Below are 24753 nucleotides of genomic sequence, written 5' to 3' on the forward strand. Positions count from 1 at the left end.
CGCGCGTAGGGACACGTGAGCGCGCGTAGGGACACGTGAGGGGGTGACCACCCGGTCGGTGGTCACCCCCTCACGCGGATGTCCTGGTGAGCGGTTGCCCGGGCGCGCTACTGGCCGCCCTGCTGCTCATCCCTGCGGCGCTGCCAGCGTTCGTCGATGCGGTCCATCATCGAGCGTTTCTGGCGTTGCTGGCGGCCCGCGGTCTGTGGTCCGGCACCGGCAGCCGGCTGCTCGCCCGGCTTGGGGGCCTTGCGCCAGCCGGTCACGGCGAGCACGGCGCAACCCAGCATCACCAGGAAGCCCACCACGCTGAGCCACACCTGCTGGGCGACCATACCGGCCATGAGGAGCGCAATACCTACGAGGAAGCCCGCGACCGCCTGGTAGACCCGTCGCCGGGTGTACGTACGCAGCCCGCTTCCCTCGAGCGCTGTCGCGAACTTGGGATCTTCGGCGTACAGCGCTCGCTCCATTTGCTCGAGCATGCGCTGCTCGTGCTCCGAGAGCGGCACGGAGTCCTCCTCATCGTGCAGTCGCCGGGGCGACCCGGGGGGGTCCCTTCAGGATAGGCAGGGAATCGCCCCCGTGAAACCCGCCCCTCTGCGCCAATTGGCCAACCGGACTCCGTCATGGCCGTGCCGGCTCGCTGAAGTTCCCATTCCCCAGCGGCCGACCCGTCATGCCGGGCCGTCTCCCTCGATCATACGGCGAGTGGCCCCCGTTCGGGGGGCCTGTGGCGTACTCCATGTGCAGTCGCGCCCCTGATCAGCGGCGTACCCCACCGGGTTGCTCAGGTCTCGTCGGTCCCTGCGGTCTCACCGAGCACATGAAGCTGCGTGGCCACAGAATGGAAGGCGGCGAGTTCGGCCGCCGCGGCCTCCAGCTTCAACAGGGCGTCCATGGCGCCGGGCTCGGTGTCCACCAGCACGCCGGGAACGAGGTCGGCGAAGACCCGTACACCGTGGACCGCGCCGATCCGCAGCCCCGCGGCCTCGACCAGCCCGGTGAGCTGTTCGGCGGTGAACCGGCGGGGCACGGGGTCACCCGCGCCCCAGCGGCCGTTCGGGTCGTCCAGGGCCTGCCGGGCCTCCGTGAAGTGCCCGGCGAGGGCGCGCGCGAGCACGGCGCCGCCCAGGCCCGCGGCGAGCAGGCTGAGGACGCCCTCGGCGCGCAGGGCGGCGACCACGTTGCGGACGCCCTCGGCGGGGTCGTCCACGTACTCCAGGACGCCGTGGCACAGCACCACGTCGTAGCCGCCGCGCTCGACCACGTCGAAGAGGCCGTGGGCGTCCCCCTGGACGCCTCGCACGCGGTCGGCGACGTCGGCCTCGGCGGCGCGGCGCTCCAGGGCGAACAGGGCGTTGGGGCTCGGGTCGACGACGGTGACGCGGTGGCCGAGGCGGGCCACCGGCACCGCGAAGTTGCCGCTGCCGCCGCCGGTGTCGAGGACGTCCAGCGCTTGGCGGCCCGTGGCCTTCACCCGGCGGTCCAGGGCGTCCTGGAGGACGTCCCAGACCACGGCGGTGCGCAGGGCCGCCCGGGAGCGCGAGGGCTCGGAGCGCGGCGACGCGGGGTTCGGGCTCGGGTCCGGCACGGCAGTCGACTCCTCGGCGCGGCACCGCCTCGGACTCGGGCGGAGCGAACGGGCTGCCGCCCCCGCCCGGCGTGGGAAGGGGGAGGCTTCAGGCGCCTCCCACCCTATTGCCTCCGCCGCGCCCACAAGGTGGCGCCCGGCGCCCCGCGCTGCTCATCCCGTGTCCGGCAGGTCGGGATCCGGCTGGTCCGTGTCGGGGCGGGGCTGGGGCAGGACCGGCTGGAGTACCAGCATCCGCTCCACGAGGCGCAGGAACATCGCCACGTCGCGTATCAGGTCGTCGGCGTCCCGGCGGCCCGCCGCACCCTGGATGCCCGCCTCGGCCCGGGCCCGGCGCCGGGCGCCCGCGGCGAACAGGGCGCTCCAGTCGGACAGCTCGGGCGCTATCTCGGGGAGCACCTCCCAGGCGCTGCGGATGCGGGCGCGGCCCCGCGGGGTGGTCTCGGGGCGGCCCCGCGCGGCGAGGACCGCGGCCGCGGTGCGCAGGGCGGCGAGGTGGGCCGTCGCGTAACGCTCGTTCGGCGTCGCGAGGGTGGTGGCCTCCTCCAGGCCGGCGCGGGCCTGGGCGAGGAGGTCGAGGGCGGCGGGCGGGGCGGTCGCCCGGCGGAGCACCGGGTGCACGTCGCTCGCCGGGCCGGTCAGTGAGGGTGCAGGGCCGGCTGCGCGGCGCCGCCGGGAGGCGGCTGCGAACGAGTGGGCCATGACGATCCTCCTGTCGTCTCCTGGACGGCACGTCCTGGCAGGAGGTGCCGTATGTGCCCATCGTGAGGTATGGCACTGACAATCCGTTCTGACCTGGACTTTTGATTCGAGCGAGCGTTCGGGTGGGCCGGTGGGCGGGCCCTGCGGTGACCGCGGCGCGAGCGGTGCTGTGAGAATCTGGACCATGGAAAGCAGCAGCACCGCCGCGCCGGGCAGCAGCCGTCGCGAGGCCACCCGGCAGAAGCTGTACGAGGCGGCCGTCACCCTCATCGCCGAGCAGGGTTTCTCCGCCACCACCGTGGACGAGATCGCCGAGCGGGCCGGCGTCGCGAAGGGCACGGTCTACTACAACTTCGCCAGCAAGGCCGTCCTCTTCGAGGAGCTGCTGCGGCACGGCGTCGGACTGCTCACCGCCTCGCTGCGGGAGGCGGCGGAGCGGACGGCGCGGGAGGGCCGCGGCCGGGTCGACGCCCTGGACGCGATGATCCGCGCGGGGCTCGTGTTCATCGACCGCTACCCGGCCTTCACCCAGCTGTACGTGGCCGAGCTGTGGCGCACCAACCGAGCCTGGCAGTCGACTCTGCTGGTGGTCCGGCAGGAGGCCGTGGCGGTGGTGGAGGGCGTGCTGCGCGAGGGCGTGGCGAGCGGGGAGTTCAGCGACGGCATCGACGTGCCGCTGACCGCCGCCGCGCTGGTGGGCATGGTGCTGGTGGCCGCGCTGGACTGGCAGTCGTTCCAGCCGGAGCGCTCCCTGGACGACGTGCACGCCGCGCTGTCGCGGCTGCTCCACGGGCGGGTGAGCGGCCGCCCCTGAGCCGCCGCCCGCACACGAAGAACGCCGGCCCGTGGTGGCCGCGTCCCCCGCGGGCCGCCGTCGGACCGGCGCCTTCTCCTGCTCCCCCTACGTCCCCCCGTCCGGAACCCCCGTGGCCGGTCGTTCCCCCGGGTTCCCCCGTGCCTCGCTCCCGCCGACCGCAGTCGGCGGAAGGAGCGGATCGCGGGCCCGGCTCCGTTCCGGCACCCCGTGTCGCCGGTACCGGAGCCGCGCCCCTCTCCGTGCCTCCACTCTCTCGTTCCAGCAGGTCGGGGCCCATCCGCGCGCATACTCATCTACGCGGCTAGGTACGGGTACTCAGTCCTGCGCACCCCGGCTCACGGCAGCGCCCTGTCCACTGGTCACCCGGGCGTCCGTCGAGGTACTCGCACGAGGCGGGAGCAGGCCGGAGGAGGACTGTCGGTGGGGGCGGATAGAGTCCCTGGCATGGCACGGATTGCGGTGATCGGCGCCGGGATGGGCGCGATGGCGGCCGCCGCCCGGCTGGCCGTCGCGGGCCACCGGGTGGTGGTGTACGAGCGGACGGGGACGTACGGCGGAGCCCTCGGCCGCTTCGAGCGGGACGGGTTCTCCTTCGACACCGGCCCCGGTCTGCTGCCGCTGCCCGCGGTCTGGCGCGATCTGTTCGTCAAGACCGGCAAGGAGCCGCTGGAGGACTGTGTCGAGCTGGTCCAGGTCGACCCGTCGTCACGGCACGTGTTCGCGGACGGCACGGAGGTCGCGCTGCCGAACGCCTCCCGGGCCGGCGTGGTCGACGCCCTGGACGCGGCTCTCGGTCCGACGGCCGGGCGGCGCTGGAGCGACTTCCTCGTGCGGGCCCGCGAGGCCTGGGACCGGACGCGCCGCCCGCTCCTGGAGGAGCCCCTGTGGCCGAACTGGGAGGTGCTGGCCGAACGCGACCCCTACCCGTCGGTCCCGCACAAGCGGCTGCTGCGCACCCGCCGCGCCGGCACGCTCGCCGAGGTGGGTGCCTGGGAGCTGCGGGACGCCCGGCTCGCCGCCCTCCTGGGCAGCCACGCGCTGGCGTACGGCCTGGATCCCCGGACCGCCCCGGCGAACACCGCCGTGCTGCCGTACATGGAGTACGCGTTCGGGATGTGGTACGTGCGCGGTGGCGGCCTGCGGGAGCTGGCGCGCGCCGTGTACGAGCGGTGTCTGGCCCGCCGGGTCGAGTTCCGCTTCGACACCGAGGTCACCGAAGTGGTCGAGAAGGACGGCCGGGTGGCGGGCGTGGAGCTGGCCGAAGGGGGCCTGGCGGAGGCCGAGTTCGTGGTCGCCGGGGTGGCGCCGGACGTGCTGGACCGGCTGTGCGGCGGGTCGACGGTGCGGGGTGCGGGCGAAGTCCCGCCACAGCGCGGCGGGGCGAGCCGGCTGACGGTGCATCTGGCGCTGCGGGGTGGGCGTGACGAGGGCGCGGCACACCGGACGGTGGTGCACGCGCCGGACGGGGACGGCGAGTTGGACGCGCTGTTCGGCCCGGAGCCGCGCATGCCCGCGCGGGCGACCGTCACCGTCCTGCGGCCCGACGACCCGGCGCTGGTGCCGGACGGGGACCACGAGGCGGTCACTCTCAGTTCGGTGGTGCCCGCGGGCCGGAGAGTGGACGCCGAGGACGGGGCCGAACGCCTCGTCGATGCCGCCGAGCGGGCGATACCCGGGCTCCGCGACCGCCTCCTGTGGCGCGAGGTGCGCACTCCGGCCGACATCGCCGCGGCCACCGGCGTGGCGGGCGGGGCGATTCCGGTGCCGACGCTGGCGGCGGCCGGCGGACGGCTGCTGCACGCCGCGAACAACACGCGCGTGGCGGGCCTGTTCACGGTCGGCGGCTGGTCGCACCCCGGCGGGGGCCTCCCGCACGCGGGCATGTCGGGCGCGCTGGTCGCCGGACTCGTGGTGGAGGGACCGGAGTTCCGCGGCTCCCAGTGAGCGACCGGGGACGGTCGCCGGACGCCGGAGGGGCCGTCAGAAGCGGTACTGCTCGTCGTATCCCTGGCCCTGTCCCTGGCCCTGCCCCTGGCTCTGACCCTGGGTCTGGCCGTTGTCCTGGTAGGGGTACTGCTGCTCCGGCGGGAGTTCGCCGCCGTAGGGGTCGTCGGTGCTGCGCTGCTGCGGCACCCACACCCCGCCGGCCGGGGTCTCGCCGCCGTAGCCGCCGTGCGTGCCGGTGGCGTACTGGTCCTGCCCGTAGCCCTGCTGGCCGTACTGCTGCTGCGCCCCGGTGGTGTCGTAGCCGCCGGTGTCGTAGGAGGCCCCGCCGTAGGCGTGGGTGCCGATGTACGGGTCGGAGTAGGCGGCGTACTGCTGCTGGGCGCCGGTGTCGTAGCCGTACCCCTGCTGCCCGTAGCCCGAGTAGTCGTAGGCGTAGGCCTGGTCGGCGCCCGGTGCGGCGGCGGCCGGTGCCTGCTGGTCGTGGCCGTAGCCGGAGTCGGCGTAGACGCCGTAGGAGCCGGTGTCGTCCGGCATCGGCTGCGGCTCGTAGACGGCGGTGGTCTCGGCGGCCGTGGGGGCGCCGGGCCGGGCCGGAGTGAAGACGTCGTCGCGGTCGTAGTCGTCGTGACCGTAGGACAGGCCGTCCTGGGACGGGGCGTGGCCGGCGTGGTCGTCGTAGCCGTCCCGGTGGCCCTGGCCGGCGTCGGCCGGTTCCAGACCGGAGACCTCCAGCGTCGGCTCCTGGCGGCCGCGTTCGGGACGGCCGCGCTTGCCGACGAGGCTCGCCGGGGCGTTGACCGCCCAGCCGGCCTCGAAGCCGCGGCGGAACGACAGCGTGACGTAGGTCTGGCCGACCGCGAAGGCGGCGGCACCCAGTCCGATGACGAGCACATTGGACATCAGCACGCCGGCGACCACGCCGACGAAGCCGCCGAAGGCGAGCAGTCGCCAGCGCAGCCGCGCCTTGTACTGCAGCAGCACCTCACCGAGCAACCACAGCGCAACCACGCCGAACGCGATGTAGAGGACCGTCCAGCCCATGTACGCCCCTCTCCCAGTGGCCGTTACGCAGTGTGTCGTAAGTATGTGCGGCCGGTCTAGGCCCGCGGTGGGTGGTGCAGGCCCAGGTTCTCGTAGATTTCCAGCGTCGCCGTGGAGTTGTTCAGCGTGATGAAGTGCAGTCCGGGGACGCCCTCGGCCAGCAGCCGCGCGCAGAACTCCGTGGCGAACTCGATGCCAATGGAGCGTACAGCCGCCGGATCGTCCTTGGCTGTGAGGATCCGCTCTTTCAGCTCCGGCGGGAACGAGGCGTTGCTGAGCTTCGGCAACCTCTCCAGCATCTTCACACTGGTCACCGGCATGACCTCGGGGATGACCGGGGTCGCGCAGCCCGCCGCGGCGACCCGGTCGCGCAGCCTCAGGTAGGACTCGGCCTGGAAGAACATCTGCGTGATCGCGTAGTCGGCGCCGGCCCGGCACTTGTCCACGAAGTGCTTCACGTCCGCGTCCCAGTCGGCGGAGCGCGGATGCATCTCCGGGAAGGCCGCGACTCCGACGCAGAAGTCACCCGACTCCTTGATGAGCCGGACCAGTTCGGCCGCGTAGGTCAGTCCCTGGGGGTGTGCGATCCAGTCGGCCGTCGGATCGCCGGGCGGGTCTCCGCGCACGGCCAGCATGTTGCGGATCCCGGCGTCGGCGTACTGGCCGATGATGTTGCGCAGCTCGGCGACGGAGTGGTCGACGGCGGTGAGGTGGGCCACGGGGGTCAGCGTGGTGTCGGCGACGATCTGCTGGGTCTCCCGGACCGTGCCCGCGCGCGTGGAACCGCCGGCGCCGTAGGTCACGGAGACGAAGTCCGGGGCCACCGCCTCCACGCGGCGCAGCGCACTCCACAGGTTCTTCTCGCCCTTGGGCGTCTTCGGCGCCGAGAACTCGAACGAGTACGTCGTCTTGCCGGTGGCGAGGATGTCACGCACCGTGCGGGCGCGGTCAGTCCTCGTGCTTGCGGTTCCGAGGGCCATACGGGCAGGTTAGCCAGGGGGCGGCGGTCACCCAACCGGATGCGGGATATTTGTCCGCATTGTCGATTTGTTGTCCACCCCTTGGACACATGCCTCCGGCATCCGCCTACGGCTGCCGCAGCCGCTTCGCGAACTCGGCCGCGGCCGCGCCCGGATCCTCGGCGGCGGTGATCGCGCGGACCACGACGACCCGCCGGGCGCCCGCCTCCAGCACCTCGTCGAGGTTGCCGAGGTCGATGCCGCCGATGGCGAACCAGGGGCGGTCGGTGCCCAGCGACGCGGTGTGGCGGACCAGGTCGAGGCCGGGGGCGTGACGGCCGGGCTTGGTGGGGGTGGGCCAGCACGGGCCGGTGCAGAAGTAGTCCACGCCGTCCTGGACGGCCGCCGCGGAGGCCTCGGACCCGGCGTGCGTGGAGCGCCCGATGAGGACGTCGTCGCCGAGGATCGCGCGGGCGGCGGGCACCGGGAGGTCGCCCTGGCCGAGGTGCAGCACGTCGGCGCGGGCGGCGTGCGCGACGTCCGCGCGGTCGTTGACCGCGAGGAGCTTGCCGTGCCGGGCGCAGGCGTCGGCGAGGACCGCCAGGTGCTCCAGCTCCTCGGCGGCCTCCATGCCCTTGTCGCGCAGCTGCACGATGTCGACGCCGCCGGCCAGTACGGCGTCCAGGAACTCGGGCAGGTCGCCCTGGCTCCGGCGGGCGTCCGTGCACAGGTAGAGCCGGGCGTCGGCGAGCCGGGCGCGGGCGGTGGTCGGAGCGTTGTCGGGCATGCGGGTGTCCCCCGGGTCGGTGGATGGCGTGGACGGCGCGGGCCGCACGGCCGTGCGGCGTACGGGCCGCGGACCGTGAGGGCCGCGGCCCGTACGCCGGGCGATGGGTCGGGTCAGACGGCGAGCGCCTGGGCGCGGCGCTTCACCTCCGTGCCGCGATTCTCACTCAGCGCCTGTGCCGGGGTGCCCGGCAGGGTCGGGTCGGGGGTGAAGAGCCACTCCAGCATCTCCTCCGGCGTGAAGCCGTCGTCCCGCAGCAGCGTCAGGGTCCCGACCAGGCCCTTGACGACCTTGTCCTCGTCGATGAAGGCCGCCGGAATGTGCAGCGCGCGGTTCTCACCCCGGCGTACGGCGATGAGCTGGCCTTCCTTGATCAGCTGGCGTACGCGGGTCACCTCGACGCCGAGCATTTCGGCGATGTCGGGAACGGTGAGCCAGGCAGGCACGAGAGCATCGGTCTTTGCGTCAATCTCGGTCACGTCTCCAGCCTGCCATCTGGCACTGACAGGAGGAAGCCGGACCCGTCCGGACCGGTGTCAGGCCGTCGCCCCCTTGAGCGGCCTCGCCGGGTCGGCCAGCAGCACCGGGTCCATCGTCGTGCCCGCCTGGATCAGCCGCTTTCCCTGCGCCAGGTCGCGGGGGCGGCCCACCGCGAGCAGGGCCACCAGCCGGTTCTCGCGCAGCCAGCAGACCGTCCAGGCCGGGCCCGTGCGGTCCCCGCGCCACAGGACCGTGTCGGCGGCCGTGTGGTGACCGGCGTACTGGACGAAGCGGCCGAACTGCTCGGACCAGAAGTACGGCACCGGGTCGTACGCCGCCGGGGTCTCGTCCGCGGGGGCGCCGACGATGTCGGCGGCGACGGTGCGCGGGCCCTGGAGGGCGTTGTCCCAGTGGTGCACCAGGAGCCGCTCGCCGTAGCGGGCGGAGGGGAAGGAGGCGCAGTCGCCGACCGCGTGCACGTCCGGCGCCGAGGTGCGCAGGAGGTCGTCGGCCAGGACCTCGCCGTGCGTGCCGAGGGAGATCCCGGAGCCGGCGAGCCACGCGGTGGAGGGGCGGGCGCCGATGCCGACGACGACCGCGTCGGCGGGCAGCCGGGTGCCGTCGTCGAGCAGGACCCGGAGGGGCTCCCCCGGGTCGCCGGGCTCGACACGCTCCACGCGCGCGTGGGTGCGCAGTGCGGCGCCCGCTTCGGCGTACCAGGCGGTCATCGGCGCGGCCACCTCGGCGGGCAGCGCGTCGGCGAGCGGCCGGTCGGCGGCCTCCACCACGGTCACCGCGCAGCCCGCCTCACGCGCGGCGGTGGCGAACTCGGCGCCGATCCAGCCGGCGCCGACGACGACGATGTCGTGGCGGCGGGCGAGCACGGGGCGCAGCCGTTCGGCGTCGTCCAGGGTGCGCAGCAGGTGCACGCCCGGCACGCCGTCGGTACCGGGGAGCCGGACCGGTTCGGCGCCGGTCGCGAGGACGAGGGCGTCGTACGGCACGGGACCCTCGGAGGTGTCCAGGAGGTGCTCGCCGGGGCGGACGCCCAGGGCCTCGCAGCCGAGCCGCAGGGTGATGCCGAGTGCCTCGAAGTCGACGTCGAAGGCGGAGCCCTCGGCCGTGCCGAGCAGGACGGCCTTGGACAGCGGGGGCCGGTCGTAGGGCTGGTGGGGTTCGGCGCCGATCACTGTCAGGGTGCCGGTGAAGCCCTGTTCCCGCAGGGCGACGGCGGTCTGCACGCCCGCCATGCCGGCACCCACCACGACCACGCGGCGCGCGTCGTCCGCCGCCGGTTCCGGTCCCCGCTCCCGCGTCTGCTCGCTCACCTGATCACCTTAGCCACCTGACAATTTGTCAGTCAGCGGTCGTGCACCGTGACCTGCTCCACAACGCTCGTGCCGCGGCCGGGGCGCGACTCCCACTCCCAGCTCTCCTCCAGGCGCACCCGGCCGTCCGGCAGCTCCACCACGGTCGACACGCAGTGCCCCGACGCCGTGCTGCCGTCGGTTCTGAGCTGCACGTACCGGAAGTCGAGCCGGTCCCCCGCGCGGGTACCCACCAGGTGGCCGCGGACGACGTCACCGCCCGCGTAGTCGGCCCAGACGGCGCCGTCCCGCTCGTGGTAGGTGAACCGGGTGCGGGTGCCCACCTGGCCGGGCGCCTGGTCGGCGACGGGGGCGAGGACGAGACCGTCGAGTGAACGGGGCACGGGCGGAGGCTCCCTTACGAGTGCGTGGCGCTGCGGGCTAGGCTGGCCAACGTAAAGCACTCGCGGGAGCCCGGACGCACCGGGCTGAGAGGGAGGCTGGCGGCCTCCGACCGTACGAACCTGATCCGGGTCATGCCGGCGAAGGGAGGGGCTGGACGCCCATGCCGTCCTCATCACACAGCTCGTCACACACCGTGTCGTCGCACACCATGTCGTCACCCACCGTGTCCCGTACGCCCGACGTCCTCGTGGTGGGCGGTGGCGTCATCGGTCTGGTCACCGCCTGGCGGGCCGCCCAGCGCGGGCTCGTCACGGCCCTCGTCGACCCCGAGCCCGGCGGCGGGGCGGCGCAGGTGGCGGCCGGGATGCTGGCCGCCGTCACGGAGCTGCACTACGGCGAGCAGACGCTGCTCTCGCTGAACCTCGCCTCGGCCGGCCGCTACCCGGAGTTCGCGGCCGAGCTGACCGACGTCACCGGCCATGACCTGGGTTACCGCCGCTGCGGCACCCTCGCCGTCGCGCTGGACGCCGACGACCGGGCCCACCTGCGCGAACTGCACGCGCTCCAGCAGCGCTCCGGCCTGGAGTCGGAGTGGCTGTCGGGGCGTGAGTGCCGGCGCCTGGAGCCGATGCTCGCGCCGGGCGTGCGCGGGGGCCTGCGGGTGGACGGCGACCACCAGATCGACCCCCGGCGCCTCACCCACGCGCTCGTGGCCGCGTGTGAACGGGCGGGCGTGGTCTTCCACCGGGTGTGGGCCGACCGGCTCACCGTCGGGCCCGGGGAACGGGCCACCGGGATCGCCACCGCCGACGGGACCGCGCTGGAGGCCGGGCAGGTGGTGCTGGCCGGGGGCAGCCTGAGCGGGCGGCTCGCGGGCGTACCGGACGCCGTGCTGCCGCCGGTGCGGCCGGTGAAGGGGCAGGTGCTGCGGCTGACGATGCCGCGGACGCACGGGCCGCTGCTGAACCGCACGGTGCGCGCGGTGGTGCGCGGCAACCACGTCTACCTGGTGCCCCGGGAGAGCGGCGAGCTGGTCGTCGGCGCCACCAGCGAGGAGATGGGCTGGGACACCACGGTGACCGCGGGGGGCGTCTACGAGCTGCTGCGCGACGCCCACGAGCTGGTCCCCGGCATCACCGAGCTGCCTCTGACGGAGACTCGCGCGGGCCTGCGCCCCACCTCCCCCGACAACGCCCCGCTGCTCGGGCCGACCGGCCTCGACGGGCTGCTGCTGGCCACCGGGCACCACCGCAACGGCGTCCTGCTCACCCCCGTCACCGGCGACGCCATGGCGCACGCCCTGACCACCGGAGAGCTGCCGGACGAGGCCCGCCCCTTCACCCCCCGGCGCTTCGCCGCCGCCCCCGCACTCTCGGAGCAGTCCGCATGAACATCTCCGTCAACGGCGAGCCGCGCGAGGTGGCTCCCGGTACGGCCCTGGACGCCCTGGTGGGCACGCTCACCACCGCGCCGTCCGGAGTGGCCGCCGCCCTGAACGAAACCGTGGTCCCGCGCGCGCGGTGGTCCGCCACCGCCCTGGCCGACGGCGACCGCGTCGAGGTCCTCACCGCTGTGCAAGGAGGCTGAACCATGGCCGACGATCCCTTTGTCCTCGACGGCACGTCGTACGCGTCCCGTCTGATCATGGGTACCGGCGGGGCGCCCAGTCTGGACGTGCTGGAGCGCGCGCTGGTGGCCTCCGGGACGGAGCTGACCACGGTCGCGATGCGGCGCGTGAACGCGTCGGTGCACGGGTCCGTGCTGTCGGTGCTGGAGAAGCTCGGCATCCGCGTGCTGCCCAACACGGCCGGCTGCTTCACCGCCGGGGAGGCGGTGCTCACCGCCCGGCTCGCGCGCGAGGCGCTGGGCACGGACCTGGTCAAGCTGGAGGTCATCGCCGACGAGCGCACGCTGCTGCCGGACCCGATCGAGCTGCTGGAGGCGGCGGAGACGCTGGTCGACGACGGGTTCACGGTGCTGCCGTACACGAACGACGACCCCGTTCTCGCGCGGAAGCTGGAGGACGTGGGGTGTGCGGCGATCATGCCGCTCGGTTCGCCGATCGGGTCGGGGCTCGGGATCCGCAACCCGCACAACTTCGAGCTGATCGTGGAGCGCGCGGGGGTGCCGGTGATTCTGGACGCGGGGGCCGGTACGGCGTCCGACGTGGCGCTGGCGATGGAGCTGGGGTGTGCGGGTGTGATGCTGGCCTCCGCGGTCACGCGGGCGCAGGAGCCGGTGTTGATGGCGGCGGGGATGCGGGCCGCGGTGGAGGCGGGGCGGTTGGCCCGGCGGGCCGGGCGGATTCCTCGGCGGCACTTCGCTTCGGCGTCGTCTCCCGCGGAGGGCTTGGCGGTGCTCGATCCGGAGCGGCCCGCTTTTCAGTGAGCCTGCGTCGAACCGCGTCCTCCACCCGTTTCCGGTCGGGAAAGAGGTTGGCCTCTCCCGTGGGGTGCGGCGTCGGCGGCCGACCCGTCGTGACCGGGTACGTGTCACGTCCGTCACAGGTGCGCTGCAGTACCGCCCCGGTGGCGGGCGGCGAGCGCGGGGTGTCGGTCGCGGCTCGTACACTCGCCTGCGTGGACACGACCCTTCAGGACCCTCTCGTCGGGCAGGTGCTCGACGGCCGGTACCGCGTCGAGGCGCGGATCGCGGTCGGCGGGATGGCCACGGTCTACCGGGCCGTGGACACCCGCCTGGACCGGGTGCTCGCGCTGAAGGTGATGCACCCGGCGCTCGCGACCGACGCCGGCTTCGTCGAGCGGTTCATCCGCGAGGCCAAGTCGGTGGCCCGCCTCGACCACCCCAATGTCGTCCAGGTCTTCGACCAGGGGGCCGACGGGGCGTACGTCTACCTGGCCATGGAGTACATCCCGGGCTGCACCGTGCGTGACGTGCTGCGCGAGCGCGGCGCGCTCCGGCCGCGTGCCGCGCTGGACATCCTGGAGCCGGTGCTGGCCGCGCTCGGCGCCGCGCACCGGGCGGGTTTCGTGCACCGGGACATGAAGCCGGAGAACGTGCTGATCGGGGACGACGGCCGGGTCAAGGTCGCCGACTTCGGCCTGGTCCGCTCCGTGGACACCGTCACCAGCACCACCGGCGCCGTCCTCGGCACCGTCTCCTACCTGGCGCCCGAGCAGGTCGAGCACGGTGCCGCCGACCCCAGGGTCGACGTGTACGCGTGCGGCGTGGTGCTCTACGAGATGCTGACCGGCGGCAAGCCGCACGAGGGGGACTCGGCCGCGGTGGTGCTCTACAAGCACCTCCACGAGGACGTGCCGCCGCCGTCCGCCGCGGTGCCGGGGATGGCGTACGAGCTGGACGAGCTGGTCGCCGCGGCCACCTCGCGCAACCCGGAGATCCGCCCGTACGACGCCGTCGCGCTGCTCGCGCGGGCCCGTGAGGCGCGCGCGGCGCTGACCGCCGAGCAGCTGGACGCGGTGCCGCCGCAGGCGCTCGGCACGGAACACGACAACGCCGAGGACCGCACGAGTGTCATCCCGCGCTCGCTCACCGTGCCCCGGCCGCTGCCGGTCAACGAGGACGAGTACGGCGCCGCCGACGACGGCGTGCAGCACACCAGCCGGCTGGCGTCTCCCCCGCCGGACCCGCCCCGGCGCCGCCGGCCGGGGGTGCGGCGCGGCCCGCTGACGATCGTGCTGGCCGTGCTGGTGGTGCTCGGCCTGGGCACCGGCATCTGGTACATCAACTCCGGCCAGTTCACGAAGGTGCCGCCGCTGCTCTCGAAGACCGAGGCGGAGGCCCGCGACCGGCTGGAGGACACCGGGCTGGACGTCGGCAAGGTGCGGCACGCGCACAGCGACACCGTGGACCGCGGCCGGATCATCAGCACCGACCCCGGCGTGGGCTCCCGGATCCGCAGGAACGACTCCGTGTCCTTCACGGTCTCCGACGGCCCCGACACCGTGAAGCTGCCGGACCTGGAGGGCTACAGGCTGGACCGGGCGCGCACCCTGCTGAAGGACGAGGGGCTGGAGCCGGGCATGGTGACCCGCGCGTTCAGCGACGAGGTGCCCAAGGGCTTCGTGATCTCCACCAAGCCCGCCTCGGGCACCACGGTGCGCGGCGGCTCGGCGGTCGCGTTCGTGGTCAGCAAGGGCAGCCCGGTGGACGTCCCGGACGTCGCGGGCGCCGGCCTGGAGGACGCGCGGAGCCAACTGACGGAGGCCGGCCTCAAGGTGAAGGTCGACGAGACGCGGGTGAACTCCGAGTACGACAGCGGCCAGGTCGCCCGGCAGACCCCGGAGCCGGGCAGCCGCGCCGCCGAGGGCGACACCGTGACGCTCACGGTGTCCAAGGGCCCCCGGCAGATCGAGGTCCCGGACGTGGTCGGCGACAGCGTGGACGACGCCAAGCGGAAACTGACGGAGGCCGGCTTCCAGGTGGACGAGGACCGCGGGCTCCTCGGGCTGTTCGGCGACACGGTGAAGAAGCAGTCCGTGGACGCCGGGGACACGGCGGCCGAGGGCTCCACCGTCACGATCACCATCCGATGACCGGGGGCAGGGGCGGGACGCCCGCACTCCCCCGCAACCCGGTCGGCGGTCACGTCCCCGTGGCCGGCGGGCTGCACTCCGTGGGGCTGTCCTACGCCCGCGAGCTGAAGGCGGAGACCGTGCAGGTCTTCGTCGCCAACCCGCGCGGCTGGGCCACGCCGGCCGGCAACCCGAAGCAGGACGAGGCGTTCCGGGAGACCTGCGCGGCCGAGTCGATCCCGGCGTACGTGCACGCACCGTACCTGATCAACTTCGGCTCGCACACCGAGGCGACGGCGGAGCGGTCGGTGGAGTCCATGCGGCACTCGCTGCGGCGCGGGCGGGCCATCGGGGCGCTGGGCGTGGTCGTGCACACCGGCAGCGCGACCGGCGGACGGGACAGGTCGGTGGCGCTCAAGCAGGTGCGGGAGTACCTGCTGCCGCTGCTCGACGAGCTGACCCACGACGACGACCCGTTCCTCCTGCTGGAGTCGACCGCCGGGCAGGGCGCCTCGCTGTGCTCGCGGACCTGGGACTTCGGCCCGTACTTCGAGGCGCTGGACTCCCATCCGAAGCTGGGCGTGTGCCTGGACACCTGCCACGTCTTCGCGGCGGGGCACGACCTGACCGGCCCGTCCGGCATGCACCAGACCCTGGACCTGCTGGTGGACACGGTCGGCGCGGGCCGGCTGAAGCTGATCCACGCCAACGACTCCAAGGACGTGGCGGGCGCCCACAAGGACCGGCACGAGAACATCGGCGCCGGGCACATCGGCGAGGACCCGTTCCGGGCGCTCATGACCCACCCCGCGACCGAGGGCGTGCCGCTGATCATCGAGACGCCGGGCGGCAAAGAGGGGCACGCGGCTGACGTGGAGCGGCTGAAGAAGCTGCGCGACGGCTGATCCGCGTCCGGCGGCGGGCTCAGAGCTCGGGGCCGTCCCCGGGTTCCTCCTGGTAGGAGTAGCGCTGCTCGCGCCACGGGTCGCCGATGTTGTGGTAGCCGCGCTCCTCCCAGAAGCCGCGCCGGTCGGCTGTCATGTACTCGATGCCGCGGACCCACTTGGGGCCCTTCCAGGCGTACAGGTGGGGGACGATCAGCCGCAGCGGAAAACCGTGCTCGGCGGTGAGCAGTTCGCCGTCCTTGTGGGTGGCGAAGAGGGCGCGCTCGGCGGCGAAGTCGGCCAGCCGGAGGTTGGAGCTGAAGCCGTACTCGGCCCAGACCATCACGTGGGTGACGGCCGGGGCGGGCGGCGCGAGCTCCAGGATCGTGGCGGCGGGCACCCCGCCCCACTCGGCGCCGAGCATGCTGAACTTCGTGACGCAGTGCAGGTCGGCGACGACCGTGGTGTACGGCAGCGCGGTGAACTCCTCATGGGTCCAGCCGCGCTTGTCACCGTCGGCGGTGGCGCCGAAGACCCGGAACTCCCAGCGCTCGGGACGGAACTTGGGGACCGGTCCGTAGTGCGTGACCGGCCAGCCGCGCTGGAGTCGCTGTCCCGGCGGGAGCTCGAACGAGGACGCCCCTTCCGAACCGTCTTCCCCCATTTCGTTTCCCACCGGCTGACCCATGTCTCCATCCTGACAGACCCGGACCGATGCCCTTGACCCACCCCACTTACATTCGGGCAAAGGGGAAAGACATCAACAAAATCGACTAAGCCTGTACTTACTTACTAAGTCAACACTTACTGGACGATCTTCGATGCCGGTGCAATCATGCGGCGCAACAGGCCAGTTCCCGTTTTAAGGAGCGTCAAGCGATGCAGGGCGACCCCGAGGTCATCGAGTTCCTGAATGAGCAGCTGACCGCCGAGCTCACGGCGATCAACCAGTACTTCCTGCACGCGAAGCTGCAGGACCACAAGGGCTGGACCAAGCTCGCGAAGTACACGCGCGCGGAGTCCTTCGACGAGATGCGCCACGCGGAGGTGCTCACCGACCGCATCCTGCTCCTGGACGGCCTGCCGAACTACCAGCGGCTCTTCCACGTGCGGGTCGGCCAGAGCGTGACCGAGATGTTCCAGGCCGACCGGGAGATCGAGATCGAGGCGATCGACCGGCTGCGCCGCGGCATCGAGGTGATGCGGGCCAAGCACGACATCACGTCGGCCAACGTGTTCGAGGCGATCCTCGCCGACGAGGAGCACCACATCGACTACCTGGAGACCCAGCTCGACCTGATCGAGAAGCTGGGCGAGTCGCTGTACCTGTCGACGGTGATCGAGCAGTCCCAGCCCGACCCGTCCGGCCCCGGCTCGCTCTAGCCGCGCGGCCTACGGCCGGCTAGGCGGCTTCCGGAAGCTCGGCGAGTGCCGGTTCGCCCTGGTCGGCCATGCTCCGGCGGGGGCAGGCGCCGCGGCCGAGCAGCGCCTGGATGCGCCGTACGCAGCCGCCGCAGTCGGTGCCGGCCTTGCAGGCGGACGCGATCTGCCGGGGCGTGCACGCACCGGCGTCCGCGTGGCTCTTCACCTGTTCCTCGGTGACACCGAAGCAGCTGCAGACGAACACGCGGTTCACCTCCCGGGCGGGGTACAAGGTCGTGCCGTACCGACGACCGGAGGGCCCGACTGATCGGTGAGGCAAACCTAACCTTACCCATCAGGTCCGGCCGGCAAAAGTGGAGGGGGCGCGGATCCCCTGTGACCCGCGCCCCATTCCACCGCCCGTAAGGGGCACGGCCTCACTGGTCCCGGTACATCTCCGCCACCAGGAACGCCAGGTCGAGCGACTGGCTGCGGTTGAGCCGGGGGTCGCAGGCCGTCTCGTAGCGCTGGTGCAGGTCGTCGACGAAGATCTCGTCGCCGCCGCCCACGCACTCGGTGACGTCGTCGCCGGTCAGCTCCACGTGGATGCCGCCCGGGTGGGTGCCGAGCGCCTTGTGGACCTCGAAGAAGCCCTTGACCTCGTCGAGCACGTCGTCGAAGCGGCGGGTCTTGTGCCCGGAGGCCGCCTCGTAGGTGTTGCCGTGCATCGGGTCGGTGATCCAGGCGACGGTGGCGCCGGAGGCGGTGACCTTCTCGACCAGCTCGGGGAGCTTGTCCCGGATCTTGTCGGCGCCCATGCGGACGATGAAGGTCAGCCGGCCCGGCTCGCGCTCCGGGTCGAGGCGCTCGATGTACTGGAGCGCCTCCTCGGCCGTCGTCGTGGGGCCGAGCTTGATGCCGATCGGGTTGCGGATCCGCGAGGCGAACTCGATGTGCGCGTGGTCCAGCTGCCGGGTGCGCTCGCCGATCCACACCATGTGCCCGGAGACGTCGTACAGCTGCCCCGTGCGGGAGTCGACCCGGGTGAGGGCCGACTCGTAGTCGAGCAGCAGCGCCTCGTGCGAGGAGAAGAACTCGACGGTCTTGAACTCCTCCGGGTCGGTGCCGCAGGCCCGCATGAAGTTCAGCGCGCTGTCGATCTCCCGGGCCAGCTGCTCGTAGCGCTGCCCGGACGGGGAGGACTTCACGAAGTCCTGGTTCCAGGCGTGCACCTGGCGCAGGTCGGCGTAGCCGCCGGTGGTGAAGGCGCGCACCAGGTTCAGCGTGGAGGCCGAGGCGTGGTACATGCGCTTGAGCCGCTCGGGGTCCGGGATCCGGGCCTCTTCGGTGAAGTCGAAGCCGTTGACCGAGTCGCCGCGGTAGGTCGGCAGGGTCACGCCGTCGCGGGTCTCGGTCGGCTTGGAGCGCGGCTTGGAGTACTGGCCGGCGATCCGGCCGACCTTCACCACGGGCACGGACGCGGCGTACGTGAGCACGGCGCCCATCTGGAGCAGTGTCTTCAGCTTGTTGCGGATGTGGTCCGCGGACACGCCGTCGAAGGCCTCGGCGCAGTCGCCGCCCTGGAGGAGGAACGCCTCTCCCTTGGCGACGGCCGCCATCCGGGCGCGCAGCTGGTCGCACTCGCCCGCGAAGACGAGCGGCGGATACGACTCGAGGTCCGCGATCACTGCGCGCAGAGCCTCGGTGTCGGGGTACTCGGGCTGCTGCGCCGCGGGCAGGTCTCGCCAGGTGTTGCCAGCGCTCGGGCTGGTCTTAGCGTTCACGGTCACCCCTCAACCCTACGGGGTCCGGGCCCCCGCTCCGCGCCCCGGCTCGACAGATGAGACGGGCCCCCGGTGAGGGCCGCGGCGACCGGCTTGGTACCCTCACGCGCCTTCCATGTTCTGATCACGGTTCTGATCACGGACATCTCAAGTACATATCGAGCGCGTATCGGGGTGGGGATTTGAGCGCGGAGCATCGCAGAGACCGCAAGAAGAAGAGACTGCTCGTCTACGGTGTCGCCTCGGCGGTGGCCGTCGCCGCCACGGCCGGGACGCTGGCCCTGGCCTCACCCGGCCTCCTGGGCGCGGACACCGCCCGGGCCGCGGCGGCACCGGGCGCCCGGCTGCAGAGTGAGTTCCGGCAGGCCGCGGAGGAGTTCGAGGTCCCGCAGAGCGTGCTGATGGCGGTCTCGTACCGGCAGACCCGCTGGGAGGACCACGACGGACTGCCGAGCACCACCGGCGCGTACAACGTGATGGGACTCACCGACGTCGATCCGGAGAACCTGGAGGACGGCGGCTCCGCCGAGGAGCGCGAGCACCAGCTCGAGCACATGAACCGCAGCGGCGACCCGGTGGTCGAGAAGAACTTCGACGCCGAGAAGGCGCTCCGGAGTCTGCGGCAGAAGCCCGTCGACACCACCGACCCGCGGCTGCACACCCTGGACGAGGCCGCCGGTCTCATCGACGCGTCTCCCGGTGAGGTGCGGAGCGATCCCGGGGAGAGCATCCGGGCGGGCGCGGCCCTGCTCGCCAAGTACCAGCAGGACGCGACCGGTTCGCTGCCCGAGGACCCCGGCGCCTGGTATCCGGCGGTCGCCCGGGCCAGCCAGGCGACGGACACCAAGGGCGCGCGGCTCTTCGCGCAGCGGGTGTTCGAGTCGATCAAGACCGGTGAGCGGCGCGTCACCGCCGACGGCGAGTCCCTCACGCTGCCGGCCGATCCGGCCGTGCGGCCGGACCGCACCGCGGACCTGGACCTGGCCGCCGCCACCGCCGCCCCGGCCCCCGACTGCCCCTCGGGCCTCAGCTGCGACTTCCGTCCCGCCGCCTACAAGCAGAACGGCGGCATCGACGACTGGGGCAACTACAACGTCGCGAACCGCCCGGTGGCGGGCAACGAGATCACCTCGATCGTGATCCACGACACCGAGGGCAGCTACAGCAGCGCCCTGGGCGTCTTCCAGAACTCCCTGTCGTACGCCAGCGCCCACTACCTGATCCGCGCCTCCGACGGTCTGGTCACCCAGCTCGTCGAGAACAAGAACGAGGCCTGGCACGCGGCCAACAAGACCCTCAACATGCACTCGATCGGCATCGAGCACGAGGGTTACGCCATCAAGGACGGCAGCTGGTACACCGAGCCGCAGTACGAGTCCTCGGCGGCGCTGGTGAAGTACCTGGCCGGAAAGTACGACATCCCGCTGGACCGCGAGCACATCATCGGCCACGACGAGGTGCCGGGCGTCCTGGACGCGAACGTGAAGACCCAGCACTGGGACCCGGGCCCGTTCTGGGACTGGAACCACTACATGGGCCTGCTGGGCGCCCCGACCGGCGCCGAGGGGCCGGGCGGCCCGTACAAGGCCGGTCAGGTGGTCCGCGTCGTGCCGCCGTTCACCACGGCGAACCAGCCGAAGATCACCAACAACGGTGCCTCCGTCCCCGGGCAGCCGGCGAACTTCACCTACCTGTACTCCTCGCCGTCCACCTCCTCGGCCACGCTCACCGACCCGTACCTGGGCAGCCAGACCTGGAGCGAGGGGTGGAACTGGGGCAACAAGGTCCTGGCCGGCGGTGAGTTCGTGGTCGCCGAGGCGCGGCAGGACTGGACGGCCATCTGGTACGGCGGCAAGAAGGCCTGGTTCTACAACCGGGGCGGCCAGTTCGCCACCGCCGCCGGCACCCCGGACGTGGTCACGGCCAAGGCCGGGGCGAGCTCCGTCCCGGTGTACGGCCGCGCCTACCCCGAGGACGGCGCGTACGCGGGCACGGGCGTGCCGGTGCAGAACAAGAACGGCGAGTCCCTGAGCAAGTACGGCGTCCTGAGCGGGCAGAAGTACGCCCTGGCCGGCGGCGCCGTGAAGGGTTCGTACTACAACAGCGGCAACATCGACGGCTCGGGCACCGGCTCGCGTGTCGTGGTCGTGGGCGACACGACGTACTACCCGATCCGTTTCAACCACCGCATCGGCTACGTGCGCACGGCCGACGTCCAGCTGGTCAAGGGCACCGCGCCCGACGCGGGCACCGACCGCTACAACATCCTCGGCCGGGACGCCTCGGGCGTGCTGTGGCAGTACCAGGGCACCGGTGACGCCACCGCCCCGTTCTTCGGCCGCTTCCGCGTCGGCGGCGGCTGGAACGACTACAACGCGGTGACGACCCTGACGGCGCTGCGCGCCAACGGCACCGGCGACATGGTGGCCCGCGACAAGAGCGGGGTGCTCTGGTACTACAAGGGCACCGGCAACCCGGCGAAGCCCTTCGGGTCCCGCGCCCGGGTCGGCGGCGGCTGGTCGGTCTACGACACCCTCACCGGCGCCCGTGACCTCGACGGGGACGGCAGGGCCGACCTGATCGCCCGCGACAAGAGCGGAGTCCTCTGGCTCTACCAGGGCACCGGCAGCACCTCCGCGCCCTTCGGGAGCCGGGTCAGGATCGGCGGCGGCTGGTCCGCCTTCAACGCGCTGGCCGACACCGGCGACCTCAGTGGCGACGGCCGGGCCGACCTGATCGCCCGTGACAAGAGCGGAGTCCTCTGGCTCTACAAGGGCACGGGCAACGCCGCGAAGCCCTTCGAGAGCATGAGCAGGGTCGGCGGCGGCTGGTCCGCCTACGACGTGCTGAGCGGCCCCAGCGACCTGAACCGCGACGGGGTGCCCGACCTGATCGCCCGGGGCAAGGACGGCGTGCTCTGGTTCTACCAGGGCACCGGCAGCGCCTCCGCGCCGTTCAAGACCCGCGCCCGGGTCGGCGGGGGCTGGAACACGTACAACATGATCGTCTGACGTGGCGGGCGGCGCCGCGGTCGTCCCGTGTCCCGGGATGTGCCGCGGCGCCGCGCGCGGATGCAGTAGGGTCTGGGGCATGTTCGCGCACTCGACCCAGAACTGGTGGTGGACCGCTCATCCGGCGGCCCGCTGACTGCGCGTGACGTAAGACTTCGCGAAGGCCGCCCGAGGGGCGGCCTTCGGTGTTTCCGCGACCGGGGTCCGTTCCTCTCTCCGACGAACCGAGAAGGACACGGACTCATGACACCGCTCGACGGCCTCCTGGCCGACTCCCGCCCGTTCGCCCTGCTCCGCCGCCGCGCCCCGGGCCACGATCACGACACCGTGGAACTGCTGCTCGGCCCGGTGACCGAGCACGACAGACTCGCCGACCTGCCCGACGAGGGACTGGCGCTCGTCCCGTTCCGCCAGATCCGCGAGCGCGGCTTCGACGTCCGCGACGACGGCACACCGCTGCTCGCGCTGACCCCCGAGGAGCGGTACGACATCCCGCTCGCCGAGGCCCTGGACCGGCTCCCCGCGCACGAGGTCCACGTCGAGGGCGGCGGTTTCGACGTCGGCGACGAGGAGTACGCGGAGATCGTCGGGCGGGTGCTGGAGGAGGAGATCGGGGCCGGCGAGGGCGCCAACTTCGTGATCCGGCGGACGTACGGGGGCCGGATCGCGGGGTTCGGGCGGGCCGACGCGCTGGCGCTGTTCCGGCGGCTGCTGGAGGGCGAGCGGGGCGCGTACTGGACGTTCGTCGTGCACACCGGGGACCGGACGCTGGTCGGGGCCAGCCCCGAGGTGCACGTGCGGATGTCCGGCGGCACGGTCGTCATGAACCCGATCAGCGGGACGTACCGCTACCCCGCCGAGGGACCGACACCCGAGCACCTGCTCCGCTTCCTCGCCGACGGCAAGGAGATCGAGGAGCTGTCGATGGTCGTCGACGAGGAGCTGAAGATGATGTGCACCGTCGGCGACATGGGCGGTGTGGTCGTCGGGCCGCGGCTGAAGGAGATGGCGCACCTCGCGCACACCGAGTACGAGCTGCGCGGCCGTTCCTCGCTGGACGCGCGGGAGGTGCTGAAGGAGACGATGTTCGCGGCGACGGTCACCGGCTCGCCGGTGCAGAACGCCTGCCGGGTCATCGAGCGACACGAGCCCTTCGGGCGGGACGGTGTGGGGCGCGGCTACTACGCGGGGGCGCTGGCGCTGCTGGGGCGGGACTCCGGCGGCGCCCAGACCCTCGACTCCCCCATCCTGATCCGTACCGCCGACATCGACGCCGAGGGGCGGCTGCGGGTGCCGGTCGGCGCCACGCTGGTGCGCGGCTCGGACCCGGCGGGCGAGGTCGCGGAGACCCACGCCAAGGCGGCCGGGGTACTGGCGGCGCTCGGCGTACGCCCGTCCCGGCCGCGTGCGGAGGCGGGCCGGCCGAGGCTGGCCGACGACCCCCGGGTGCGGGCGGCGCTGGACGGGCGCCGGGCCTCGCTGGCCCCGTTCTGGCTGCGGATGCAGGAACCGACCGACGCGCTCACCGGGCACGCCCTGGTCGTCGACGGCGAGGACACCTTCACGGCGATGCTCGCCCACCTGCTGCGCTCCTCGGGGCTCACGGTGAGCGTACGGCGGTACGACGAGCCGGGGCTGCGCGAGGCGGTGCTCGGGCACGAGGGGCCGGTGGTCCTGGGGCCGGGGCCCGGTGACCCGTCGGACCCCGACGACCCGAAGATGCGCTTCCTGCGCGCCCTGGCCGCCGAGGTGATCCGGGACCACCGGCACGGTGTCCTCGGCGTCTGCCTCGGGCACGAGCTGATCGCCGCGGAGCTGGGTCTTGACATCGTCCGCAAGGAGGTGCCGTACCAGGGGGCGCAGACGGAGATCGACCTCTTCGGGCGGCGCGAGACGGTCGGCTTCTACAACAGCTTCACCGCGCACTGCGACGACGCGACGGCCGGCGAGCTGGCCGCGCACGGCGTCGAGGTGAGCCGCGCCGCGAACGGCGAGGTGCACGCGCTGCGGGGGGTACGTCGTGCCGGAGGCGCGCCCATGAACGCAGTCGCGGGTGTCCAGTTCCACCCCGAGTCGGTGCTGACGCTGAACGGCGCCGCGATCGTGCGGGAGCTGGCCGGTCAGCAGCGCGGCACCAGCACGTTCTCCGAGCGGCGGCCCTCCCGGTAGTCGAGGACGTTGCGCGCCGTCGCGTCGACGATCTGGCCGACGGCGTCCTCGGTGTAGTACGCCTGGTGCGAGGTGACCACGACGTTCGGGAAGGTGACGAGGCGGGCCAGGGTGTCGTCCTCGACGGGTTCCAGCGACTTGTCGAGGAAGAACAGGCCCGCCTCCGCCTCGTAGACGTCCAGGCCCACGCCCGCGAGGCGGCCCGCGCGCAGCTCGCCGACGAGTGCGGCGGTGTCGATCAGGCCGCCGCGGCTGGAGTTGACCAGGATGGCGTCGTCGCGCATCGCCTTGAGTGCGGCCGCGTCGATCAGGTGCCGGGTCTCGGCCATCAGCGGGACGTGCAGGGTGATCAGGTCGGACCGGGTGAGCAGCTCGTCCTTCGGGACGTAGCGCATGCCGAGTTCCGCGCAGGCGGGGTTCTCGGCGACGTCCCAGCCGAGCAGGCGCATACCGAATCCGTGGGCGATCCGGGCGAAGGCCTCGCCGATCTTGCCGGTGCCGATGACACCGGCGGTGCGGCCGTGCATGTCCCGGCCCATCAGGCCGTGCAGGCGGAAGTCGAAGTCGCGGGTGCGGGTGGAGGCGCGGACGATCCGGCGGTTGACGGCCATGGCCAGCGCCCAGGCGAACTCGGCGACCGAGTACGGCGAGTAGTACGACACCCTCGCCACGGTCAGCCCGAGCCGCTCGGCGGTGTCCAGGTCGATGTTGTTGAAGCCGGTGGAGCGCTGGGCCACCATCCGGGTGCCGCCGGCCGCGAGGATCTCCAGGACGCCCTCGCCGAGGTCGGCGTTGACGGAGGTCGAGATGATCTCGTGGCCGGCCGCGATGGGGGCGGTGTCCTCGTTGAGGAAGACGTCCAGGCAGCGGACCTCCTCGGCGTCGCGGAAGGCCCGCTCGATCAGGGGCTGCTCATCGGCCTGGACGCCGAAGGCCAGGATCTCCATGACCGCTCCCCTTCCGGTGGGCTCCGGGCCGAATATACGACTCGCCGCCCGGAGCCGCCGG

General features: G+C 72.7%; 24 protein-coding genes and 1 riboswitch. Of the genes, 11 read left to right on the plus strand and 13 right to left on the minus strand.

From position 1 onward, the window contains the following. Positions 1-107: 107 nt before the first annotated feature. The 3 genes from OIE75_RS09820 to OIE75_RS09830 all read right to left on the minus strand — a co-directional run bounded on the left by OIE75_RS09820 (position 108) and on the right by OIE75_RS09830 (position 2296). A complete protein-coding gene (locus OIE75_RS09820; protein ID WP_064727439.1) occupies positions 108-512 on the minus strand; it encodes a spore wall synthesis complex protein in 405 nt (134 codons plus the stop codon). Between the two features lie 278 nt (positions 513-790). Then, the gene (locus OIE75_RS09825) at positions 791-1594 is read right to left on the minus strand and encodes a methyltransferase (protein ID WP_329470370.1); all 804 of its coding nucleotides are present in this window, start codon (positions 1592-1594) and stop codon (positions 791-793) included. 153 nt (positions 1595-1747) lie between these two features. Continuing rightward, positions 1748-2296, minus strand: a complete 549-nt coding sequence (locus OIE75_RS09830; RefSeq protein ID WP_329470371.1) for an SAV_6107 family HEPN domain-containing protein — start codon at positions 2294-2296, stop codon at positions 1748-1750. Between the two features lie 184 nt (positions 2297-2480). Between OIE75_RS09830 and OIE75_RS09835 the strand changes: the two genes are divergently transcribed. Continuing rightward, a complete protein-coding gene (locus OIE75_RS09835) occupies positions 2481-3110 on the plus strand; it encodes a TetR/AcrR family transcriptional regulator (RefSeq protein ID WP_329470373.1) in 630 nt (209 codons plus the stop codon). A gap of 447 nt (positions 3111-3557) precedes the next feature. Next, positions 3558-5057 (plus strand): phytoene desaturase family protein, encoded by a 1500-nt coding sequence (locus tag OIE75_RS09840; RefSeq protein WP_329470374.1) that lies wholly within the window; start codon positions 3558-3560, stop codon positions 5055-5057. Positions 5058-5093: 36 nt separating this feature from the next. On the opposite strand, the gene OIE75_RS09845 is transcribed toward OIE75_RS09840, so the two are convergent. The 6 genes from OIE75_RS09845 to OIE75_RS09870 all read right to left on the minus strand — a co-directional run bounded on the left by OIE75_RS09845 (position 5094) and on the right by OIE75_RS09870 (position 10038). Further along, complete coding sequence (locus OIE75_RS09845; protein WP_329470375.1) at positions 5094-6101, minus strand: SCO2102 family sporulation regulator; 1008 nt, start codon at positions 6099-6101, stop codon at positions 5094-5096. 56 nt (positions 6102-6157) lie between these two features. After that, positions 6158-7081: a methylenetetrahydrofolate reductase [NAD(P)H] gene (gene metF, locus OIE75_RS09850; RefSeq protein WP_307011420.1), complete on the minus strand. Its 924-nt coding sequence runs from the start codon at positions 7079-7081 to the stop codon at positions 6158-6160. Positions 7082-7187: 106 nt separating this feature from the next. Continuing rightward, a complete protein-coding gene (gene thiE, locus OIE75_RS09855) occupies positions 7188-7847 on the minus strand; it encodes a thiamine phosphate synthase (protein ID WP_329470376.1) in 660 nt (219 codons plus the stop codon). A gap of 113 nt (positions 7848-7960) precedes the next feature. Then, the gene (locus OIE75_RS09860) at positions 7961-8326 is read right to left on the minus strand and encodes an Rv2175c family DNA-binding protein (protein ID WP_122614951.1); all 366 of its coding nucleotides are present in this window, start codon (positions 8324-8326) and stop codon (positions 7961-7963) included. 57 nt (positions 8327-8383) lie between these two features. After that, positions 8384-9655, minus strand: coding sequence for an NAD(P)/FAD-dependent oxidoreductase (locus OIE75_RS09865; RefSeq protein ID WP_329470378.1), 1272 nt, complete (start codon positions 9653-9655; stop codon positions 8384-8386). Positions 9656-9687: 32 nt separating this feature from the next. Beyond that, entirely contained in the window at positions 9688-10038 is a 351-nt protein-coding gene (locus tag OIE75_RS09870) for a hypothetical protein (RefSeq protein ID WP_307011425.1), read from the minus strand. A 52-nt stretch (positions 10039-10090) separates the two neighbouring features. After that, positions 10091-10202, plus strand: a riboswitch (TPP riboswitch). A 45-nt stretch (positions 10203-10247) separates the two neighbouring features. Here OIE75_RS09870 and thiO point away from each other — a divergent pair. From thiO to OIE75_RS09895, 5 genes are all read left to right on the plus strand, one after another. Further along, on the plus strand, positions 10248-11429 hold the full coding sequence (gene thiO, locus OIE75_RS09875) for a glycine oxidase ThiO (RefSeq protein ID WP_329470380.1): 1182 nt from the start codon (positions 10248-10250) through the stop codon (positions 11427-11429). Continuing rightward, a complete protein-coding gene (gene thiS / locus OIE75_RS09880; protein ID WP_122614953.1) occupies positions 11426-11626 on the plus strand; it encodes a sulfur carrier protein ThiS in 201 nt (66 codons plus the stop codon). The genes thiO and thiS overlap by 4 nt, the downstream gene beginning before the upstream one ends. 3 nt (positions 11627-11629) lie before the next feature. Continuing rightward, entirely contained in the window at positions 11630-12427 is a 798-nt protein-coding gene (locus OIE75_RS09885; RefSeq protein ID WP_329470382.1) for a thiazole synthase, read from the plus strand. Between the two features lie 191 nt (positions 12428-12618). After that, positions 12619-14556, plus strand: coding sequence for a Stk1 family PASTA domain-containing Ser/Thr kinase (gene pknB, locus OIE75_RS09890; protein ID WP_329470384.1), 1938 nt, complete (start codon positions 12619-12621; stop codon positions 14554-14556). Beyond that, entirely contained in the window at positions 14553-15440 is an 888-nt protein-coding gene (locus OIE75_RS09895; RefSeq protein ID WP_329470385.1) for a deoxyribonuclease IV, read from the plus strand. Before pknB ends, OIE75_RS09895 begins: the two co-directional genes overlap by 4 nt. A 19-nt stretch (positions 15441-15459) precedes the next feature. Here OIE75_RS09895 and OIE75_RS09900 read toward each other — a convergent pair whose 3' ends face one another. After that, on the minus strand, positions 15460-16107 hold the full coding sequence (locus tag OIE75_RS09900; protein ID WP_307011432.1) for a sulfite oxidase-like oxidoreductase: 648 nt from the start codon (positions 16105-16107) through the stop codon (positions 15460-15462). A 191-nt stretch (positions 16108-16298) separates the two neighbouring features. Here OIE75_RS09900 and bfr point away from each other — a divergent pair, with 191 nt between their 5' ends. Next, a complete protein-coding gene (bfr, locus tag OIE75_RS09905; protein ID WP_122614957.1) occupies positions 16299-16802 on the plus strand; it encodes a bacterioferritin in 504 nt (167 codons plus the stop codon). 19 nt (positions 16803-16821) lie between these two features. Here bfr and OIE75_RS09910 read toward each other — a convergent pair whose 3' ends face one another. After that, positions 16822-17055: a (2Fe-2S)-binding protein gene (locus tag OIE75_RS09910; RefSeq protein WP_329473959.1), complete on the minus strand. Its 234-nt coding sequence runs from the start codon at positions 17053-17055 to the stop codon at positions 16822-16824. 163 nt (positions 17056-17218) lie between these two features. Then, positions 17219-18571, minus strand: coding sequence for a class II 3-deoxy-7-phosphoheptulonate synthase (locus OIE75_RS09915; protein WP_307011434.1), 1353 nt, complete (start codon positions 18569-18571; stop codon positions 17219-17221). Positions 18572-18747: 176 nt separating this feature from the next. Between OIE75_RS09915 and OIE75_RS09920 the strand changes: the two genes are divergently transcribed. The 3 genes from OIE75_RS09920 to OIE75_RS09925 all read left to right on the plus strand — a co-directional run bounded on the left by OIE75_RS09920 (position 18748) and on the right by OIE75_RS09925 (position 23745). After that, positions 18748-21576 carry an N-acetylmuramoyl-L-alanine amidase gene (locus tag OIE75_RS09920; protein WP_329470386.1) on the plus strand — a complete coding sequence of 943 codons (2829 nt, stop codon included), beginning with the start codon at positions 18748-18750 and terminating at the stop codon, positions 21574-21576. Between the two features lie 79 nt (positions 21577-21655). Further along, entirely contained in the window at positions 21656-21712 is a 57-nt protein-coding gene (locus OIE75_RS41405; RefSeq protein WP_078516689.1) for a trp operon leader peptide, read from the plus strand. 107 nt (positions 21713-21819) lie between these two features. Continuing rightward, positions 21820-23745 carry an anthranilate synthase family protein gene (locus tag OIE75_RS09925; RefSeq protein ID WP_329470387.1) on the plus strand — a complete coding sequence of 642 codons (1926 nt, stop codon included), beginning with the start codon at positions 21820-21822 and terminating at the stop codon, positions 23743-23745. On the opposite strand, the gene OIE75_RS09930 is transcribed toward OIE75_RS09925, so the two are convergent. Continuing rightward, the gene (locus tag OIE75_RS09930; RefSeq protein WP_329470388.1) at positions 23697-24692 is read right to left on the minus strand and encodes a 2-hydroxyacid dehydrogenase; all 996 of its coding nucleotides are present in this window, start codon (positions 24690-24692) and stop codon (positions 23697-23699) included. The two genes, OIE75_RS09925 and OIE75_RS09930, sit on opposite strands and share 49 nt — an antisense overlap. Between the last annotated feature and the right edge of the window lie 61 nt (positions 24693-24753).

This window comes from Streptomyces sp. NBC_01723 (assembly GCF_036246005.1).
In the GTDB taxonomy this organism is placed as follows: domain Bacteria; phylum Actinomycetota; class Actinomycetes; order Streptomycetales; family Streptomycetaceae; genus Streptomyces.

Excerpts from the sequence above, each read along its gene's own strand:
- OIE75_RS09830 (WP_329470371.1), bottom strand. The coding sequence starts at position 2,296 with ATGGCCCACTCGTTCGCAGCCGCCTCCCGGCGGCGCCGCGCAGCCGGC.
- OIE75_RS09925 (WP_329470387.1), top strand. The coding sequence starts at position 21,820 with ATGACACCGCTCGACGGCCTCCTGGCCGACTCCCGCCCGTTCGCCCTG.
- OIE75_RS09835 (WP_329470373.1), top strand. The coding sequence starts at position 2,481 with ATGGAAAGCAGCAGCACCGCCGCGCCGGGCAGCAGCCGTCGCGAGGCC.
- thiO (WP_329470380.1), top strand. The coding sequence starts at position 10,248 with ATGTCGTCACCCACCGTGTCCCGTACGCCCGACGTCCTCGTGGTGGGC.
- OIE75_RS09845 (WP_329470375.1), bottom strand. The coding sequence starts at position 6,101 with ATGGGCTGGACGGTCCTCTACATCGCGTTCGGCGTGGTTGCGCTGTGG.
- OIE75_RS09930 (WP_329470388.1), bottom strand. The coding sequence starts at position 24,692 with ATGGAGATCCTGGCCTTCGGCGTCCAGGCCGATGAGCAGCCCCTGATC.
- thiE (WP_329470376.1), bottom strand. The coding sequence starts at position 7,847 with ATGCCCGACAACGCTCCGACCACCGCCCGCGCCCGGCTCGCCGACGCC.
- OIE75_RS09900 (WP_307011432.1), bottom strand. The coding sequence starts at position 16,107 with ATGGGTCAGCCGGTGGGAAACGAAATGGGGGAAGACGGTTCGGAAGGG.
- OIE75_RS09895 (WP_329470385.1), top strand. The coding sequence starts at position 14,553 with ATGACCGGGGGCAGGGGCGGGACGCCCGCACTCCCCCGCAACCCGGTC.
- thiS (WP_122614953.1), top strand. The coding sequence starts at position 11,426 with ATGAACATCTCCGTCAACGGCGAGCCGCGCGAGGTGGCTCCCGGTACG.
- OIE75_RS09885 (WP_329470382.1), top strand. The coding sequence starts at position 11,630 with ATGGCCGACGATCCCTTTGTCCTCGACGGCACGTCGTACGCGTCCCGT.
- bfr (WP_122614957.1), top strand. The coding sequence starts at position 16,299 with ATGCAGGGCGACCCCGAGGTCATCGAGTTCCTGAATGAGCAGCTGACC.
- OIE75_RS09840 (WP_329470374.1), top strand. The coding sequence starts at position 3,558 with ATGGCACGGATTGCGGTGATCGGCGCCGGGATGGGCGCGATGGCGGCC.
- metF (WP_307011420.1), bottom strand. The coding sequence starts at position 7,081 with ATGGCCCTCGGAACCGCAAGCACGAGGACTGACCGCGCCCGCACGGTG.